The sequence below is a fragment of the Vibrio gelatinilyticus genome (assembly GCF_022836845.1).
GTDB lineage: Bacteria > Pseudomonadota > Gammaproteobacteria > Enterobacterales > Vibrionaceae > Vibrio > Vibrio gelatinilyticus.
Genome location: NZ_JAJNNZ010000011.1, coordinates 54,782 through 72,630 on the forward strand (window position 1 = coordinate 54,782; position 17,849 = coordinate 72,630).

18 protein-coding genes are annotated in these 17,849 nt (G+C 45.7%); 5 read left to right on the forward strand and 13 right to left on the reverse strand.

The window, feature by feature from the left end:
• Positions 1-3: 3 nt before the first annotated feature.
• The 13 genes from LNL84_RS13775 to aspS form a co-directional block, all read right to left on the reverse strand.
• Positions 4-447: an ExbD/TolR family protein gene (locus LNL84_RS13775; RefSeq protein WP_244358149.1), complete on the reverse strand. Its 444-nt coding sequence runs from the start codon at positions 445-447 to the stop codon at positions 4-6.
• Positions 447-1,133, reverse strand: coding sequence for a protein TolQ (gene tolQ / locus LNL84_RS13780; RefSeq protein WP_244358150.1), 687 nt, complete (start codon positions 1,131-1,133; stop codon positions 447-449). Before tolQ ends, LNL84_RS13775 begins: the two co-directional genes overlap by 1 nt.
• Positions 1,123-1,554, reverse strand: a complete 432-nt coding sequence (gene ybgC, locus LNL84_RS13785) for a tol-pal system-associated acyl-CoA thioesterase (protein WP_244358214.1) — start codon at positions 1,552-1,554, stop codon at positions 1,123-1,125. The genes tolQ and ybgC overlap by 11 nt, the downstream gene beginning before the upstream one ends.
• Positions 1,555-1,738: 184 nt before the next feature.
• Complete coding sequence (gene ybgE / locus LNL84_RS13790; protein ID WP_244358151.1) at positions 1,739-2,041, reverse strand: cyd operon protein YbgE; 303 nt, start codon at positions 2,039-2,041, stop codon at positions 1,739-1,741.
• Entirely contained in the window at positions 2,034-2,141 is a 108-nt protein-coding gene (gene cydX / locus LNL84_RS13795; protein ID WP_000270284.1) for a cytochrome bd-I oxidase subunit CydX, read from the reverse strand. Before cydX ends, ybgE begins: the two co-directional genes overlap by 8 nt.
• 11 nt (positions 2,142-2,152) lie before the next feature.
• On the reverse strand, positions 2,153-3,289 hold the full coding sequence (gene cydB / locus LNL84_RS13800; RefSeq protein ID WP_244358152.1) for a cytochrome d ubiquinol oxidase subunit II: 1,137 nt from the start codon (positions 3,287-3,289) through the stop codon (positions 2,153-2,155).
• A gap of 14 nt (positions 3,290-3,303) precedes the next feature.
• Positions 3,304-4,890 (reverse strand): cytochrome ubiquinol oxidase subunit I, encoded by a 1,587-nt coding sequence (gene cydA / locus LNL84_RS13805; RefSeq protein WP_244358153.1) that lies wholly within the window; start codon positions 4,888-4,890, stop codon positions 3,304-3,306.
• A gap of 636 nt (positions 4,891-5,526) precedes the next feature.
• A complete protein-coding gene (gene ruvB / locus LNL84_RS13810) occupies positions 5,527-6,534 on the reverse strand; it encodes a Holliday junction branch migration DNA helicase RuvB (RefSeq protein WP_244358154.1) in 1,008 nt (335 codons plus the stop codon).
• An 86-nt stretch (positions 6,535-6,620) separates the two neighbouring features.
• Entirely contained in the window at positions 6,621-7,241 is a 621-nt protein-coding gene (ruvA, locus tag LNL84_RS13815; RefSeq protein WP_244358155.1) for a Holliday junction branch migration protein RuvA, read from the reverse strand.
• Positions 7,242-7,358: 117 nt separating this feature from the next.
• Positions 7,359-8,804: a methyl-accepting chemotaxis protein gene (locus LNL84_RS13820; RefSeq protein ID WP_244358156.1), complete on the reverse strand. Its 1,446-nt coding sequence runs from the start codon at positions 8,802-8,804 to the stop codon at positions 7,359-7,361.
• Between the two features lie 194 nt (positions 8,805-8,998).
• A complete protein-coding gene (gene ruvC, locus LNL84_RS13825) occupies positions 8,999-9,520 on the reverse strand; it encodes a crossover junction endodeoxyribonuclease RuvC (protein WP_244358157.1) in 522 nt (173 codons plus the stop codon).
• Between the two features lie 5 nt (positions 9,521-9,525).
• A complete protein-coding gene (locus LNL84_RS13830) occupies positions 9,526-10,269 on the reverse strand; it encodes a YebC/PmpR family DNA-binding transcriptional regulator (protein ID WP_244358158.1) in 744 nt (247 codons plus the stop codon).
• 277 nt (positions 10,270-10,546) lie between these two features.
• Positions 10,547-12,322, reverse strand: coding sequence for an aspartate--tRNA ligase (gene aspS / locus LNL84_RS13835; protein ID WP_244358159.1), 1,776 nt, complete (start codon positions 12,320-12,322; stop codon positions 10,547-10,549).
• Positions 12,323-12,547: 225 nt separating this feature from the next.
• Between aspS and LNL84_RS13840 the strand changes: the two genes are divergently transcribed.
• From LNL84_RS13840 to LNL84_RS13860, 5 genes are all read left to right on the forward strand, one after another.
• The gene (locus LNL84_RS13840; protein WP_244358215.1) at positions 12,548-13,414 is read left to right on the forward strand and encodes a DUF72 domain-containing protein; all 867 of its coding nucleotides are present in this window, start codon (positions 12,548-12,550) and stop codon (positions 13,412-13,414) included.
• 120 nt (positions 13,415-13,534) lie between these two features.
• Positions 13,535-14,263 (forward strand): carboxy-S-adenosyl-L-methionine synthase CmoA, encoded by a 729-nt coding sequence (gene cmoA / locus LNL84_RS13845; protein WP_244358160.1) that lies wholly within the window; start codon positions 13,535-13,537, stop codon positions 14,261-14,263.
• 106 nt (positions 14,264-14,369) lie between these two features.
• Entirely contained in the window at positions 14,370-15,341 is a 972-nt protein-coding gene (cmoB, locus tag LNL84_RS13850; protein ID WP_244358161.1) for a tRNA 5-methoxyuridine(34)/uridine 5-oxyacetic acid(34) synthase CmoB, read from the forward strand.
• Between the two features lie 185 nt (positions 15,342-15,526).
• A complete protein-coding gene (locus LNL84_RS13855) occupies positions 15,527-16,282 on the forward strand; it encodes an ATP-dependent zinc protease family protein (protein WP_244358162.1) in 756 nt (251 codons plus the stop codon).
• Positions 16,283-16,337: 55 nt separating this feature from the next.
• On the forward strand, positions 16,338-17,846 hold the full coding sequence (locus LNL84_RS13860; protein ID WP_244358163.1) for an inactive transglutaminase family protein: 1,509 nt from the start codon (positions 16,338-16,340) through the stop codon (positions 17,844-17,846).
• Positions 17,847-17,849: the final 3 nt, after the last annotated feature.

Sequence of the window (17,849 nt, forward strand, 5' to 3'; positions counted from 1 at the left end):
AAACTATTCCTTTATCTCCGTCAGCAATCCAACTTTAGGGATCCCTGCCTGGCTCAACTCGTCCAATAAAATAACAACTTCTGCATAAGGTGTTGCGGCATCGCCGCCCACGGCAACAGGAGAGTTGGGGTTGATGCTTAGCTCTGCTCTTACACGCACGATGATGTCTTCTAAAGACAGGCCTCTTTGTACATCTTCGTTGTTAACGCTTAACCCTAGATTTCCCTCTGCATCGACTTCAACAATAATGAAGCTTGCGTCTGTGTCACCCGCCAATTCAGAAGCCGGTTTCGCACTGGAAGTCTTAGGGAGTTCTACATCCACACCTTGAGTGACAAACGGTGAGGTCACCATAAAAATGATCAACAACACCAACATAACGTCGATATACGGAACAACGTTAATTTCGCAAGTCAGTTTACGCTTTTTGGGTTGGTAGCCAGCCATTACTGCTCCCTACCCGCCATAGCCTGCCTGTGCAGGATACTGTGGAATTCTTCTGAGAAGGTCGCGTAGTTATGCTCTAGCTTACTTACTTTGTTACTTAGGCGGTTGTAAGCCATAACTGCTGGGATTGCAGCAAACAGACCCATCGCCGTTGCAATCAGCGCTTCTGCAATGCCTGGCGCGACCATCGCCAATGTCGCCTGCTTGACTTCACCTAAGGCAATGAAGGCGTGCATAATGCCCCATACCGTACCAAATAGGCCAATGTACGGGCTGATAGAGCCCACTGTTGCCAAAAATGGCAGATTGGTTTCTAATTCGTCGACTTCTCTGGCGACCGCAACACGCATGGAGCGCCCTGTGCCTTCCATAATAAATGCTGGTGAGTCAGAGTTTGATTTACGTAGGCGTAAGAACTCGGTGAAACCCGAATAAAAAATCTCTTCCGCTCCCGCCAGCTCGTCTTTGCGCTTCTTGACGTCTTGATAAATTTGAGACAAGTCAGCACCAGACCAAAATCTATCTTCAAAGGCGTTTGAGTCTTTGGTGGCTTGCGATAGTACTTTGCTTCGTTTGATGATCATTGCCCATGAGACAACCGACATACCGAGCAAAATAAGCATAACGAGTTTAACTAATAGACTCGCTTGTAGAAAAAGGTCCAAAAAGGAAATATCAGCACTCACTGCTTTTGAGCTCCTGTACTATAAATGATGGTATTGGTTTAGGTTTCATCTTTGCATTGTCTATACAGGCGACCTTAACCAGCGCCTTAGAAAATACAACACCCTCAGCATTAACAATTTTTTGATCAAAAACGATTGAAGCACGTTTTAGCTCGGCCACAGTCGTTTGCACCGTAAGGTGATCATCTAACTTAGCACCTTGAAGAAAGTCGATGTCCATATGGCGTACCACGAACCCGACATGCTCTTGAAGCAAAACGCCTTGGTTTATCCCTAATGTACGGAGTAACTCAGTTCTCGCTCTTTCAAAAAACTTCAGGTAGTTGGAGTGATAAACAACACCACCAGCATCTGTGTCTTCGTAGTAAACCGTCACTGACAGTTCAAATGGTAATCCTTGATGAGGCAAAACGCAGCTGATCCTTTGTAAGTAATGGCAATTAATATAACGCAACTCATTGTGTTTGTTATAAGCGCTGACCATTTTTTTTGATTTAAGTGCGAAAATTGACAATTACATGATTAAATCGGCAGCAAATTACCTGGTCCTCACATAACAAATACCAGAAGGTGTAAGAAAAAACCGAGCACTAGGCTCGGTTTATTTAGAAATAGTAACGAATTGTAAAATAAATCAGTATCGACAAACAAAAATATGGACTAAACACGATTTGCCAAAGCCAAAACCTGGGCTTAAATCCTATTCCGTAGACCATACTTGCGCATACAGACCACACGAACAGAATGCCCAATAAAGGGGTAAATCCTGCTATCTGCTCTGCATAGGCTTCAGGGGACCACATGAATAGCCCCGTGTTAAGAAAGCCAAGTAGCATGGATAAGGCACGTAATGCCGCCTTATCCATATAGCGATGTAGACGCTCTACTTGATGAGTAAGGTTACTCACTGTCTTTGTCCATCATTTCACTGTGTTCTAGCCAAAGCGCATTGATAATGCCAAAAGCGCAGGCCAAAAGAACACCTAAAATCCAAGCAAAATACCACATAACGTTGCTCCTTAATAAAGTGAGTTCTTGTTCTCTTCGATGAATTTTTCATCCAAGCGACCAAACATTTTGTAATACGTCCACGATGTGTAGCCAAGAATCACTGGCACCATCACAAACGCGACTGCGGTCATTAGGTTGAGTGTCAGTTCGCTCGACGTCGCATCCCACATTGTTAGGCTATGCGATGGATTTAAGCTACTTGGCATAACAAATGGGAACATGGCGATACCTGCAGTGAAGATGATGCCACCATTAGCCAGGCTTGACGCAATAAAGGCAGTAGCCCCTTTTTCTAGCTTAGAGGCAACAACCGCAATTAACGGCATTGCAATACCTAGCGCTGGCGCAATCCAAAGCAATGGGTTGCGTTCAAAGTTTGCCATCCATGCACCGGCTTCACGAATCACTTCTTTATTCAGAGGATTAGATGCGGCATTACCATCGAGAGAACCAACAATCGCATAGCCATCAATTCCTTGGATCCAGAAACCTGCGCCAACAAACGCTGCAACAACCAGCAAGCCTGTCAGTTGTGCGACGCTTCTTGCTCTGTCGTGCACTTCTGCCGTGGTCTTCATCTGTAGCCATGTTGCACCTTGTAGCAAGATCATAAACAGACTAACCAAACCACACAGCAAGGCAAATGGGTTTAACAGCCCAAAAAAGGAACCATGATACGTTGGCATCATAAAATCACTTAATTGGAACGGAACACCCTGCAACAGGTTACCAAACGCTACACCAAAAATAATAGGCGGAACAAAGCCACTGATTGAGATGGCAATATCCCAAGTGCTTCTCCACTTCGGATCTTCTATCTTGGAGCGATAATCAAGACCAATTGGGCGCAACCAAAGCGCCGCTAGAGTAATGATCATTGCAAAATAAAAGCCAGAAAACGACGTCGCATACACCAAAGGCCAGGCCGCAAATAACGCACCACCAGCGGTGATTAACCAAACTTGGTTACCATCCCAGTGCGGTGCAATTGAGTTGATCATGACGCGACGCTGAGAATCACTTTTGCCGATGATAGGCACCAGTGCGCCTACCCCCATATCGAAACCATCGGTAATCGCAAACCCAGCGAGTAACACGCCGATGAGTACCCACCAGATAAATCGTAAGACTTCATATTCAAACATCTTTCTCTCCCTGCTTACGCTTCTACTTGACGATTGACTTTGCTTTCTGCCGTATCAACATTTTGTTCAAAGTGATAACGACCTGTCTTGAGGCTACTTGGCCCCTTACGTGCAAATTTAAGCATCAAGTACACTTCAGCAATCAAGAACACTGTATATAGGGCGATAATGGCAAACAATGAGGTCCATAGCTGACCTACTGTCAGTGCTGATGCTGCAACGTGAGTGGGTAGGATTTCACCAACCGCCCACGGCTGACGTCCGTACTCAGCAACAAACCAACCTGCCTCGATCGCAATCCAAGGGAGTGGGATACTGAAGAGCGTGGCTTTAAGAATCCATTTCTTCTGTTCAATTTTCTGGCGACACGTTTGAATAAACGCCGCACCAAAGACGAACAACATGATGAATCCACATGCAACCATGATACGGAATGACCAGAACAACGGCCAAACGGTTGGGATAGAATCATCCGCAGCGGCTTGTATTTGGTCTTCGGTGGCATCGACAACTTTGTCGGTGTAGCGCTTAAGCAATAAACCGTAACCAAGATCTTCTTTAACTTCATCAAACGCTGCGATGTTGTCTTCACTTCGCTCGCCCGCGCGCAATTTCTCAAGTAGTTCGTAAGCGTACATACCGTTGCGAATGCGATCGACGTGTTCTTCGCGAAGGTCACGAAGGCCCGTTACTGGTGTATCTAATGAGCGTGTGGCGATAATACCCATTACATAAGGGATCTTCACTGCATAATCAGTATGCATTTCGTCCTGGTTTGGCAGGCCGAATAAAGTAAACGCTGCTGGTGCAGGTTCTGTGTGCCATTCTGCTTCAATAGCCGCCAACTTCACTTTTTGAACGTCACCTAGCTCATAGCCCGACTCATCACCCAGTACAATGACCGATAAGATTGACGCCATACCGAACGAGGCTGCAATGGCGAACGAGCGTCTAGCAAAGGCAGTATCACGCCCTTTCAGTAGATAGTATGAGCTGATACCAAGAACGAACATCGCACCTGTGGTGTAACCTGATGCAACAGTATGAACAAATTTCACCTGCGCCACTGGGTTAAGGACCACTTCGGCAAAGCTGACCATTTCCATACGCATGGTTTCGAAATTGAATTCAGCACCCACTGGGTGTTGCATCCAACCATTGGCAATCAAAATCCAAAGCGCTGAGAAGTTTGAACCGAGTGCAACTAACCAAGTTACGGTTAAGTGCTGACGTTTTGAAAGGCGATCCCACCCAAAGAAGAAGAGACCTACAAATGTAGATTCTAAGAAAAAGGCAACAAGGGCTTCGATGGCCAGAGGGGCTCCGAAAATGTCTCCGACATAATGAGAATAGTACGACCAGTTTGTGCCAAATTGGAACTCCATGGTTAGGCCAGTAGCAACACCAAGAGCAAAGTTAATACCAAATAACTTACCCCAGAACTTAGTCATGTCCTTGTAGATTTGTTTATCGGTCATTACATATAAAGACTCCATAATGGCAAGAAGAAACGCCATACCCAAAGTCAGTGGAACAAACAAGAAGTGATACATTGCCGTCAGTGCAAATTGCAGCCGCGACAGATCAACAACGTCAATCATGGTAACTCCTTTACGTGTCAGCTAAGCGACACTGTCAACATTTACATAAAATAAGCATTTGTTTAATGGAGATTAAACTTGTTGAGCTTTGTGCCTATATTGTTGTGTAAATGTACCTTATTGGTTAGTTAATTGTTAAGCATGAGCTAATATAGCTGCGGCTAATATTACTGGCAAATTGATAACCTTTCAAAATTTTTATTTCTTCAGGATGCCTTGATTTGCATCAACAAATGTGGGATGTGAGCTGTGCAATAAAACATCACATTGATCCAAATCAAACGCTGACAAGTTATATTCTATGGGAGGAAGATCGCGATTAGAGATAACCCAAAAGAGGTAACCTATTAATTTTACGCATAATATACGCTAGCAACTACTCGCTTGAACTATCATCACATTTCAAATGAATCTTGCTGCGCATAATTCTTAATTTTTTTTTTAGATCTTGAAAATTTATTTGAATGAAAACTAAGTTTGCCATTATGCGTTGAAAATATAATCAAGTTTAGTTCAATAAAACAGCAAACAAAATTAATCAGATTGATAGCAAAAAAAAGATCGCGGAGAGGAGGGTGAAAAAACGTAGCGGCAATGACACAAAAAAGGCTCGCTGTTGCTAGCGAGCCCGGAAAATTAAGACTTATCTATTCCAAAATGAAGATAAGCTCGGTCTGAGGCTATCCGTCCTCTTGGCGTTCTTTGTAAATAGCCCTGTTGAATCAGATACGGTTCGATTACATCTTCTATGGTGTCTTTCTCTTCACCGATTGCTGCAGCTAGGTTGTCTAACCCCACTGGCCCTCCTGAGAATTTCTCCATAATCGCCAGAAGCAGTTTTCGGTCCATGTAGTCAAAGCCTTGGCTGTCGACATCGAGCATATTAAGAGCTTTATCCGCGACATCAGAGCAAATATGGCCGTTGCCTTTCACTTCGGCGTAATCTCTTACCCTACGTAATAAGCGGTTGGCAATACGTGGCGTACCGCGTGCGCGCCTGGCTATTTCTAACGCTCCTTCTGGCTCCATTGACAGGTTTAAACAACCCGCACTGCGTTGTACGATGTGCTGCAAATCGGCGATCTTGTAGTATTCCAATCGCTGGACAATTCCGAATCGATCGCGCAATGGCGATGTTAATGAACCCGCTCTAGTCGTTGCGCCGATCAGGGTAAAAGGTGGCAAGTCAATTTTAATTGAACGTGCCGCAGGGCCTTCGCCGATCATGATATCCAACTGATAGTCTTCCATAGCTGGATACAGCACTTCTTCTACCATCGGGCTTAAACGATGGATCTCATCAATAAATAAGACGTCGTTTTCTTCGAGGTTGGTTAGCAGCGCAGCCAAGTCCCCTGCCTTTTCTAATACAGGGCCTGATGTTGTTCGAATATTCACTTCCATCTCGTTAGAGACAATATTCGCAAGCGTGGTTTTACCCAATCCCGGAGGGCCAAAGATCAATAAGTGGTCTAAGGCTTCATTCCTCATTTGGGCCGCTTTGATAAAGATTTCCATCTGGTCACGAACATGGTCTTGACCTCGGTAGTCAGACAACTTCTTAGGGCGAATGGCCCTATCGATGACATCTTCATCTTTAAATACTGGGTTTTCGGGGGCGATTAAGCGATCGGCTTCTATCATACTAATTAGATCTCGATGGTCAGCTTAGACCATTCTCTGTTAAACCATTCTCTATCAAAACAATAACTTGTTATAGTCTAGCTTATTTAGACCATGGCTCGCAGTGATTCACGGATCAGTGCTTCACTAGACATCTCTGGTTTCGCAACTTGAGCAACAATTTTTGATGCTTGTTGAGGCTTATAGCCCAAAGCAAGAAGAGCGCTTACGGCTTCTTCTTCTGCGTTAGCGTCGTTAGCGGCCACGCCTGCGCTATCAATTGGAGCAGCATCAGTTGCCGGCGTAAAGAGATCTCCCGCGCCCCAACCTTTCAACCTGTCTTTCATTTCAACCACAAGTCGCTCTGCGGTTTTCTTACCGACGCCGGGCAATTTCACTAAGGTCGAAATGTCTTCGCGCTCTACGCATGCGACAAATTGACTGGCAGACATACCCGACAAGATACCGAGGCCGAGTTTCGGTCCGACACCGTTGGCTTTGATAACTTCGCGAAATAGAGCACGTTCGCGAACCGTATTGAACCCATAAAGTAGTTGGGCATCTTCACGAACAACAAAATGAGTATAGATAATGGCTTCTTCACCAACGTCTGGCAATTCGTAAAAACAGCTCATTGGCATTTGAACTTCATAACCGACTCCACCGACTTCAATTAATAATTCTGGTGGCTGCTTCTCAACGAGAGTTCCTCTTAAACGTCCAATCACACTTCTATCTCAGTTTGTTTTTGATGGACACTAGAATATAAAATAACTGGATAAGTATCCAGTAAGATTTATGGAAATTGGCCTTAACAGTACATATTAAGGCCAAAAGTCGGAGTGCTATGCGTTTACCGCAGCACGAAGCCTTTCAGACAGCGTCGCCCCTTGAGTGATTTGTTCATCAAGATTGTGGCTAATTTGCTGCACATCTTCGGAAATATGATTTGTGGAGACCACCGAACGTGCGACATCGGTACTGGCAAGGTTGAGCTCCGAGATAGCCTCGTTCTGTTGATTGAGAAGCTGAGTTAACTGATCGACATCCTGGGAGATGGTTTGCACTTTTTCAATCATATCGCTAAGTTGTGTCACCGTTTCTTTAATGGTGGCGTGGCCCGCATCGATCTGTTGTTGGCTATTGGAAATTAAGCCACGGATCTCACTGACCGAATCACTAGTTTTCGAGGATAACTCCCTGACCTGGTCAGCAACGACTGCAAACCCTCGGCCATGCTCTCCGGCTCTTGCAGCTTCAATGGCCGCATTAAGTGCTAACAAGTTGGTCTGCTCTGCCACGGCTGTAATAAGCTCAATGACGGCGACCACTTTCTTGTTACTTTCGTCAATATTGTTGATCGCTTCAGTTGAAGCTTGCAGCGCGCCATTGCTCATTTCAGCTTGCTGACGAACCGATTCACTTTTTTCAGTTACCTGATGCATGAAATCAACGGAATTATCGGTGACCTGAGAAAGCTGTCCGAGTTGTTGGCTCATTTCTTCGGCTGCACTCGCCTGAGAAGAGCTGTTCATCCCCAGCGAGCTCATCTGCTCGGTCAACGCTGCAGATTCACCTTTAACTTGCTGCATGACGCCATCAAGCTCGTTAGAGCTTTCATTGACTGATGCCAATAACTGATTAAGTTTAGTTTCACCTTCAATTGCTTGCTGCGCGACTTCTTCACTGTCTTGGCGGGCTTTTTCAGCGTGATGAATTGCCGATTCTTTTTGCTTAACAGTAAAACTTTGCGCAAAGCAGATCACCGCCAATGGCAGTAATGTGCCTGACCATATCTCAATATTTTGCTTGGCTTGGGTCAATTCGATTTGCGGGAACATGTAGCCAGACACGTGAGCGTAGGTCATCATGGCTGACATGGAAATAATGAAGACACTCCACGATAGCGCCGCCACCCTAGAGGCCGAAAGGAAGAAGGCCACAATGAGCAATGGTACCCAATAAGTTTGTGTCGATTCTACGACGCCGCCACTTTGATAGATAATGTTAGTCGCATGACCAACCATTCCAGCAAAGCCAAGGTGCATCGAAATCTTATAGTGACGTGTATATTTGAGTACCGCCAACGACATCAATTCGGCAATAACGAGCAAATAAGACGAAGTGATAAGGGTGGAATGACCGTTGGCCGACCATTTAAACGCACTGTAAACCCCGACACACAATGCCACGATCGCGAATACGGCTGTGGTTTCAGCGCCTCTCATTTCATGCGACGGCAATTTTGTTTCCGAATAGATAAATCGCTGCCAGTTTGGTCCCGTTCCCATTTACTTTTGCTCCATTTCGCAACACATCGGACCAATAATATTGAGTTAACAAATAATTAACAAGGCATGATATTGGCAAATTGATAATTTTGTGGGGTAAGTTCTATTATGCTCACCTAATTGTAATCACTTCCTATAAAAGTGATGCTGTCACTGATTTAGCTATAACGACCAAGCTTCAGTAGCGACCAGATTTAGCGGTAGCGACCACGTTTCGCGCTCGACGCCTTACCAGCTAACGCAACCAGAGTTTTATTAGTGTTGGCATGACAAATCGCAACGCCAAGAGCATCGGCTGCGTCCGCCTGGGGTTTTGCCGATAGCTTTAGCATACTGGTCACCATGTGCTGAACCTGTGCTTTGTCTGCACCACCTGTGCCAACAACGGCTTGTTTTATAAGACGAGCTGCATACTCATAAACGGGAAGATCATGATTGACGGCGGCGACGATTGCACTGCCTCTTGCCTGACCAAGCTTCAACGCTGAGTCCGCATTTTTCGACATAAAGACTTGCTCGATGGCGAACACATCTGGTTGAAATTGGGTAATGATTTCGCTAACACCCGCATAGATTTGCTTGAGCCGCCCAGGCAGAGCTTCTTCTGAAGTGCGAATACAACCACTTCCCAAATAATGCAAATGCCTACCTTGTTGACGAATAACGCCATATCCCGTAATTCGTGAGCCCGGGTCAATGCCTAGTATAATGGACATAATGCTTACAAACTCGCGGCAACGTCATCAGAAATATCACCGTTGTGATACACTTCTTGCACGTCATCGAGATCTTCTAGTGCATCGATCAGTCGCAGTAGCTTAGGCGCGGTCTCGGCGTCTAGATCGGCTTTGGTTGAAGGAACCAAAGTGACCTCTGCGTTGCTTGACTCAAAACTGGCGGCATCCAGTCCGTCTTTAACCTGACCAAATTCTGCAGGTGAGGTGTAAACATCTATCGAGCCATCTTCAGCGGTTTCGATATCATCGGCCCCTGCTTCCAATGCCACTTCCATCACCTGGTCTTCATCAAGGCCCGGAGCATAGGAAATCACCCCCCTCTTTTCAAACAAGTAATTCACACTCCCATCGGTGCCTAAGTTACCGCCTGCTTTGGAAAACGCATGTCGAACACCAGAAACCGTGCGGTTGCGATTGTCAGTCATGCACTCAACCATCACCGCAGTTCCACCAGGGCCATAGCCTTCGTAGATGACCGTTTCCATATTGTCATTGCCTTCGTCACCCGCACCACGGCTCACCGCTTTGTTAACGGTGTCACGCGTCATATTGTTAGACAGTGCTTTATCAATGGCTGCGCGCAATCTTGGGTTATTTTCTGGTTCAGCACCGCCTTCTTTGGCAGATACAACGATCTCTCGGATTAATTTGGTAAAGATCTTACCGCGCTTGGCATCTTGTGCTGCTTTTCTATGACGAATGTTTGCCCATTTACTATGACCGGCCATGACAAATCCTTTGAGTTCTATGAAGTTGGATTACTTTCTATGTTGGTATAACTATACAGAATTGAGAAACAAAAACTCCCGCGATTGCGGGAGTTTTAAGTATGTTGTGATCTTGGCTTTTAGTTTTGGTACTCGCTTTGGTTGGATTCCTGCCTGCGTAGGCGCACGGCCAGTGGAATGACACATCAACCTTTGGTGTGCCAAAAATAGTCGTCATCCCTGCGTAGGCAGGGATCTACTAAAAGCGTGCGACCTAACTATACTACTTAGCAGTTTCTTAAGCGTCTTTCTCTTTCGCTACTGTCACTGCAATTGCAAGCTCTTCTAGAGCGGCTGGGTTTGCAAGACTTGGAGCGTCAGTAAGTAGACACGCTGCCGCCGTTGTTTTCGGGAATGCAATCACGTCACGGATGTTCTCTGTTCCACAAAGAAGCATAACTAAACGGTCAAGTCCGAACGCCAGACCCGCATGCGGTGGAGTACCGTATTTTAGTGCATCCAGCAGGAAGCCAAACTTCTCTTGCTGCTCTTTCGCGTCGATACCTAAGATTTCAAATACCGCAGACTGCATTTCTGCGTTGTGAATACGAACAGAACCACCACCCACTTCATAGCCATTAATCACCATATCGTAAGCATTTGAGTTTGCCGCCGCTGGGTTCACTTTTAGCTCTTCAGCCGTCATGCCAAGAGGTGAAGTAAACGGGTGATGCATTGCGTGTAGGTTACCTTCGTCGTCTTCTTCAAACATTGGGAAGTCAACAACCCACAATGGTGCCCACTTCGACGTGTCTGTTAATTCTAGGTCTTTACCTAGCTTCAGACGAAGTGCACCCATTGCTTCAGAAACAGTGTTTGCTTTGTCTGCGCCGAACAAGATGATGTCGCCAGACTCCGCGCCAGTGCGCTCAAGAATGCCGTTGATTACGTCTTCGTTTAGGAATTTCGCTACTGGAGATTGAATGCCTTCTACGCCCGCTGCGCGATCGTTGACTTTCATCCAAGCCAGTCCTTTCGCACCATAGATGCCAACGTATTCTGCATAGCCGTCGATTTGCTTACGAGTCAACTTCGCGCCACCCGGAACACGGATAACGGCAACACGACCTTTCTCGTCATTTGCTGGGCCAGAGAAGACTTTAAATTCTACGTCTTTTACAAGATCTGCTACGTCTACCAACTCTAGTGGATTACGTAGATCTGGCTTATCTGAACCGTAACGTGAAATCGCTTCTGCAAACGACATCACCGGGAACTCACCTAGATCTACATCTAGAAGCTCTTGCCACATATCGTGAACCAATTTCTCGGTAATGGCTCGCACTTGATCTGCCGACATGAAGGACGTTTCGATATCAATTTGAGTAAATTCAGGCTGACGGTCAGCACGTAAATCTTCATCACGGAAACATTTTACGATCTGGTAGTAACGATCAAAGCCAGACATCATAAGCAGCTGCTTAAACAACTGTGGCGATTGTGGCAATGCGTAGAACGAACCTTTGTGAACGCGGCTAGGGACTAGGTAATCACGCGCGCCTTCTGGTGTTGCTTTAGTCAGTACTGGTGTTTCGATGTCTAGGAACGCGTTGTCATCAAGGAAACGGCGAACGAAGCTTGATGCTTTGGCACGTAGCTTGATGCGATCGCTCATTTCTGGACGACGAAGATCGATATAACGATATTTTAGACGCTGCTCTTCTGTGTTGGTCTGGTTAAAGTCCAATGGAAGAACGTCGCTACGGTTAATGATTTCAAGGCCTTTCGCCAGGATCTCAACATCACCCGTTGCCATGTCTTTGTTTACTTGGCTATCAGGACGCGTGCGCACTTCACCGGTGAGTTTGATGCAGAATTCGTTGCGAAGTTGATTCGCGACTTCGAACACATCTGCCATATCAGGGTCGACGACTACTTGAACAATACCTTCGCGATCTCGCATATCAATAAAGATTAGGCCGCCTAAATCGCGGCGACGATTTACCCAACCGCACAGTTCTACAGTTTGTCCTGCGAGGGACTTGTTCAGGTGACCACAGTAATGGCTACGCATAGTGAATTTCCCAATTTCCAAATAAGTGATAATAACTTGCTTCCCGATTTGCTGATTATATTTTAATCGCTATCGCAAACCAAAAATTCAAAGGTTCATTTATACGCGGAAAATCGTCTAAAATCGACCATATTCGAGAGTTTTTATTATGATTAATCGCGCTTGAACCATTATAAACTCGCTAAGCGACCAAAATATCAACAAATGACAGAGATTAAGGCGGAAATGGAGAGACCCATGATCTATATCGGACTGACCATGTGGTCTCACAACGAATGGCAACAATCCTTTTATGGTAAAGGGACGACCAACAATGAGCGGCTTGAACGCTACGCCTCTGTCTTTAACACCGTTGAAGGTAACACCACCTTTTACGCTACGCCCAGCCCTACCACGATACGAAATTGGGCCAGCGCCACCAACGACGATTTTCGGTTTACCTTTAAGCTGCCAAAGTCCATCACCCACGACAAGCAACTGACTTTGGTCAAGCATGATTTATTGCAGTTTCTTAATGCCATGGAACCCGTTACTGATAAGGTCGGCCTATGGACCATTCAACTGCCGGCGTCTTTTGGACCAAGTGATCTCGGTAAGCTAAAGCAGTTTTGCCAGCTTTTTCCCGATCATTTCCCATTGGCGGTAGAAGTCAGGCACCCCCTGTTTTTCGCCAAAGGGCCACAAGAAAAAACGCTTAATCGCTGGCTTAGTGAGTCAAACATGGATCGGGTTATTATGGACAGTCGACCGCTGTTTGCCGCAAAACCCGAAAATGCAGTTATTCGCGACGCCCAACAAAAAAAACCTAAAGTGCCAGTACATGCGATTGCCACGCACCAATCACCTATGATTCGGTTTATTGGACAAACTGACGCTAATGCGAATCAGCATTATTTTCAGCCATGGATCAGGAAAATAAGCGATTGGGTCGAGCAAGGCAAACGACCTTATATCATGATTCATACCCCCGACAATGCTCGTGCGCCCGAACTTGCCGTCAGCCTGCATCAACAACTGTCGCAGTCACTTAAGCTAGAGTCACTTGCCCCCTTTCCGGCTCTGCGTCACTCTTCGCAAATTTCCTTGTTCTAAACTATGTTCTGTTAGCGCATACGATTAAGATGACAAGCTAAGGGAGATGGCATAAAATACGCGCCTTTTTTATCGGCCCGACAATACTTGCTGGCTTCTGCCTGTCTAGAGAACACACATATGGCGAATAAAGACACTATTTTTTCTGCTCCTATCGACAAGATCGGTGATTTCACGTTCGATGAACGTGTTGCGGAAGTTTTTCCAGACATGATCCAGCGCTCGGTACCGGGTTACAGCAACATCATTTCAGCAATTGGTATGTTAGCGGAGCGATTCGCTAAACCTCATAGCCACGTGTATGACTTAGGCTGCTCTTTGGGTGCAGCAACGCTGTCTATGCGACGTCATATTCAACAAGAAGGTTGTAAAATCATCGCTGTCGATAATTCAGCAGCAATGGTTGAGCGCTGCAAGCTGCACATCAACGCTTACCGCTCAGATACCCCTGTGGAAGTGGTAGAGGCGGATATTCGTCATATCGACATCGATAATGCATCGGTGGTCGTACTTAACTTTACTTTGCAGTTTTTGTCACCTGAAGACCGATTAGTATTGCTGCAAAAAATCCATGATGGGCTCCGCCCTGGGGGGATCCTTATCGTCTCAGAGAAATATGTGTTTGACGACGAGCAAGCCCATGAGCTTCTCATCGATCTACACCATGATTTTAAACGTGCTAACGGATACAGTGAGTTAGAAATCAGTCAAAAGCGCAGCGCTATCGAGAACGTGATGCGTCCCGACTCAATAGAGTCCCATCGTACCCGGTTCTCAGACGTCGGCTTTGCCACCAGCGAAGTCTGGTTCCAATGCTTTAACTTTGGTTCGATGTTCGCCATCAAATAGACGTTGCCATTTATTCCTACGCAGCACAGTGAGTGTTACCACCGCGGGTTTACCACGCTTGAGTTAACAGACAGTGTTTGTGTTCGCTAAAACTATAGAGATCACCATGTTCAATTTTGCTAATTTTTATCAATTCATCGCACAAGACACTCGATTGCAGCCGTGGCTCAATATTCTTCCACAGCAATTGACTGACTGGCAAAACGCTGAGCATGGAGACTTTGATCGCTGGTTGCGAGCGCTGGCTAAGATTTCGAATGCCTCCCCTGATCAGGTCGAGCTGAAAAGTGAAGTGGCGTTGAGTAACGACACACCTTTGGCAACGGGTGAATGCAAAAAACTCGAAAACCTTTTGCGCACTTTTCACCCATGGCGCAAAGGGCCTTATAACGTTCATGGCATTCATATTGACACGGAGTGGCGTTCAGATTGGAAATGGGATCGCGTACTACCGCACATTTCTCCGTTAAAGAATCGCTCTGTGTTGGATGTAGGCTGCGGGAATGGTTACCACATGTGGCGCATGTTGGGTGAAGGCGCGCGCATGTGTGTTGGTATCGACCCTTCTCACCTGTTTTTAGTTCAGTTTGAAGCCATTCGTAAGTTGATGGGTGACGATCAACGTGCTCACTTATTACCTTTGGGCATCGAGCAGCTTCCGGAACTGAATGCGTTCGATACCGTGTTTAGTATGGGCGTTCTTTATCATCGTCGTTCACCGCTTGATCATATTTTACAGTTAAAAAACCAATTGGTTTCTGGTGGCGAGTTAGTGCTAGAGACTCTAGTTATTGAAGGCGACGAAAATGCGGTTTTAGTGCCAATGGACCGATACGCTCAGATGCGCAATGTTTACTTCTTCCCATCGGCTAAGGCACTGAAAGTGTGGCTAGAGAAATCGGGCTTTGAAAACGTGCGTATTGTTGATGAAAATACCACTTCAGTCGGCGAACAGCGCACCACCGATTGGATGACACACAACTCTTTGCCAGATTATCTCGACCCTAACGACCCGTCTAGAACGGTAGAAGGCCACCCAGCTCCTCGCCGGGCAGTATTGGTTGCCACTAAGCCTTAACACCAAGGCAGTGTATACAAAATCGCCAGCACGTGAACGTTTGGGTGTACAAAGTTCACGTTGCTGACCGTATCTTTATAACTCTTACTTAGCTCTGACAATAGGGAGTTCACGACACCCTATCGATTGCGCTAGAATCCCTCTTCAGAAATCACCTCTGCAATTTAAGTCACTTAAGGTTAGACATGTACAAACGATTGGCACCTGTTGTCGCCATTGGCCTTCTCGCTGGTTGTTCTACAACCAATCACGAGCAGCTCCAACAAGCTACTATCGACGCGATTAATACCTCAGAAGCAAGGCTCGAAAATAGACTTACCAACCTTGACCTTCAACTTAGTAATCAAAGTGATTATATCGACAGCTTGGAATCAGAAGTTATCGCACTTACCCAGCAATTGGATTCTATACAGCTTTCTCAAAACAACGAACCTTTGTCTGATGACAAAGACACCGATGAAATTAAGACCACAAGTACGACGCCAAAACTCTTAACCCCTAGCAAACCTTCTTCTCTTGTCTTATTGGGGTCGGTTGAGATGGTCGAGCTCGATATCTTGCAAGCTTCGTACGATGCACGAGTGGACACTGGCGCGGCTACCTCGTCTCTTAATGCTATCGACATTCAAGAGTTTGAAAGAAACGGCAGTGACTGGGTTCGTTTTCACCTTGTCGATGACAAACATAAGGATCGTAAACAGCAATGGATAGAAGCACCGATCGTTCGATATGTGAAAATTCGCCAACAAAATAGTGAAAAGAGCGAGAGACGTGCCGTCATCGAATTGTGGATCCGGGTTGGAAAAATCCATGAAAAAGCGCAATTTACGTTGGCGGATCGTTCACAAATGAACCACCCTATATTATTAGGAAGAGAATTTATTAAAGATATTGCTTTAGTCGATGTAAGTCAGCAATATATACTTTCAACTAACAATTAGTTCTCTTTTCGCTAACACATTTACGGATAGCAAAAAATAATAAATAAGGTTGTGTATGACTTCTCGTATTCCATTTTACCTTTCTGTAGGTTTATTGATCGTAGTGGGTGCTGCTCTAAGCATAATGCGACACGACACCTATGGCGTTCCCTGGACTCCTGGTGAGACTCGCCAAGTCTGGGATATAGAAGCTCGTGTAGAGTTTAATGCTATAGGCCAACCCGCAAAGATCTCTTTGGCCGCTCCTCTTACTCAAGAAGGTTTCACACTCGTGGGAGAATCTGCATCTTCCCCTGGCTATGGTGTTTCCTATGTTGATACCGACTCAGGCCGCCGAGCTGAATGGTCTATTCGCCAAGCTGATGGACCACAGACTATCTACTACAAGACTCAGTTCTTAGTCGATGACCAAGCTGTGGTTGAATCCGTGCCACCAAGTGAAGATGCTATTGTTAGACCAACCTTTGATGGCCCAGAAGAAGCGGCGGCAACGGCCGTTCTTGAGCGCGCAAACAGTCGCTCTGCTGACAACATCACATTCACTCGTGAACTGATTAAAATCCTCAACGATGCTGATAGCCAAAACAGCGCCCTGCTACTGAATAACATGACGAAAACTGAAGCGGCTGCAAAACTGCTTTCGTTTGCTGAAATTCCGAACAAAGTCGTTGGTGTTATCGAACTTGAAGACGGTCGTCGCCGTCAGTCAATTCAACAAATGAATCAAGTTTGGGATGGCCAGAAGTGGACCATTTTCTCACCTGAATCGGTTGAAGGCAGTAAAAAGTCAAACCTGCTGGTATGGGATGAATCGAACATTTCTTTACTCGACGTAGTCGGCGGCAAAAACAGTAAAGTTCACTTCACTATGATTGCTCAAGATGCGACAACCCAAGAAGCGACCAATAGTAAAGTAGCGGCAGATGACCTGCTAAACTTCTCGATCCATAGTTTGCCACTAGAAGAGCAAGCCATGTTTAAGACCATCATGCTGATCCCAATCGGTGCATTGATAGTCGTTTTCCTTCGTATACTCATTGGTTTGAAAACCTCTGGTACGTTCATGCCTGTACTGATCGCGGTTGCTTTTGTACAAACTTCGCTTGTTACTGGTATTGTTGGTTTCTTACTGATTGTCGGAACCGGCTTGGTTATTCGTAGTTATCTTTCTAAATTGAACTTATTGCTGGTCGCCAGGATTTCGGCGGTCATCATTACCGTAATATTGATTATTTCGGTGTTCACGGTTGTTGCCTTTAAGATTGGCTTAACAGAAGGCCTCTCTATTACGTTCTTCCCAATGATTATTCTGTCTTGGACAATCGAGCGTATGTCTATCCTATGGGAAGAAGAAGGGGCAAAAGAGGTTGTTCTACAAGGTGGCGGTTCATTGCTAACTGCGGTTCTGGTATACCTTGGTATGACGAACCCATATATTCAGCACCTGACATTCAACTTTATTGGTCTTCAGTTTATTATTTTGGCCTGTATCTTATTGCTCGGTACTTATACTGGATACCGCTTAACCGAACTTCGTCGCTTCAAACCACTAACGGAGGACTAATCC

Excerpts from the sequence above, each read along its gene's own strand:
- LNL84_RS13775 (WP_244358149.1), bottom strand. The coding sequence starts at position 447 with ATGGCTGGCTACCAACCCAAAAAGCGTAAACTGACTTGCGAAATTAAC.
- ruvB (WP_244358154.1), bottom strand. The coding sequence starts at position 6,534 with ATGATAGAAGCCGATCGCTTAATCGCCCCCGAAAACCCAGTATTTAAA.
- LNL84_RS13820 (WP_244358156.1), bottom strand. The coding sequence starts at position 8,804 with ATGGGAACGGGACCAAACTGGCAGCGATTTATCTATTCGGAAACAAAA.
- cydX (WP_000270284.1), bottom strand. The coding sequence starts at position 2,141 with ATGTGGTATTTTGCTTGGATTTTAGGTGTTCTTTTGGCCTGCGCTTTT.
- aspS (WP_244358159.1), bottom strand. The coding sequence starts at position 12,322 with ATGCGTAGCCATTACTGTGGTCACCTGAACAAGTCCCTCGCAGGACAA.
- cydB (WP_244358152.1), bottom strand. The coding sequence starts at position 3,289 with ATGTTTGAATATGAAGTCTTACGATTTATCTGGTGGGTACTCATCGGC.
- ruvC (WP_244358157.1), bottom strand. The coding sequence starts at position 9,520 with ATGTCCATTATACTAGGCATTGACCCGGGCTCACGAATTACGGGATAT.
- LNL84_RS13840 (WP_244358215.1), top strand. The coding sequence starts at position 12,548 with ATGGAGAGACCCATGATCTATATCGGACTGACCATGTGGTCTCACAAC.
- LNL84_RS13855 (WP_244358162.1), top strand. The coding sequence starts at position 15,527 with ATGTACAAACGATTGGCACCTGTTGTCGCCATTGGCCTTCTCGCTGGT.
- LNL84_RS13860 (WP_244358163.1), top strand. The coding sequence starts at position 16,338 with ATGACTTCTCGTATTCCATTTTACCTTTCTGTAGGTTTATTGATCGTA.
- cydA (WP_244358153.1), bottom strand. The coding sequence starts at position 4,890 with ATGATTGACGTTGTTGATCTGTCGCGGCTGCAATTTGCACTGACGGCA.
- LNL84_RS13830 (WP_244358158.1), bottom strand. The coding sequence starts at position 10,269 with ATGGCCGGTCATAGTAAATGGGCAAACATTCGTCATAGAAAAGCAGCA.
- cmoB (WP_244358161.1), top strand. The coding sequence starts at position 14,370 with ATGTTCAATTTTGCTAATTTTTATCAATTCATCGCACAAGACACTCGA.
- cmoA (WP_244358160.1), top strand. The coding sequence starts at position 13,535 with ATGGCGAATAAAGACACTATTTTTTCTGCTCCTATCGACAAGATCGGT.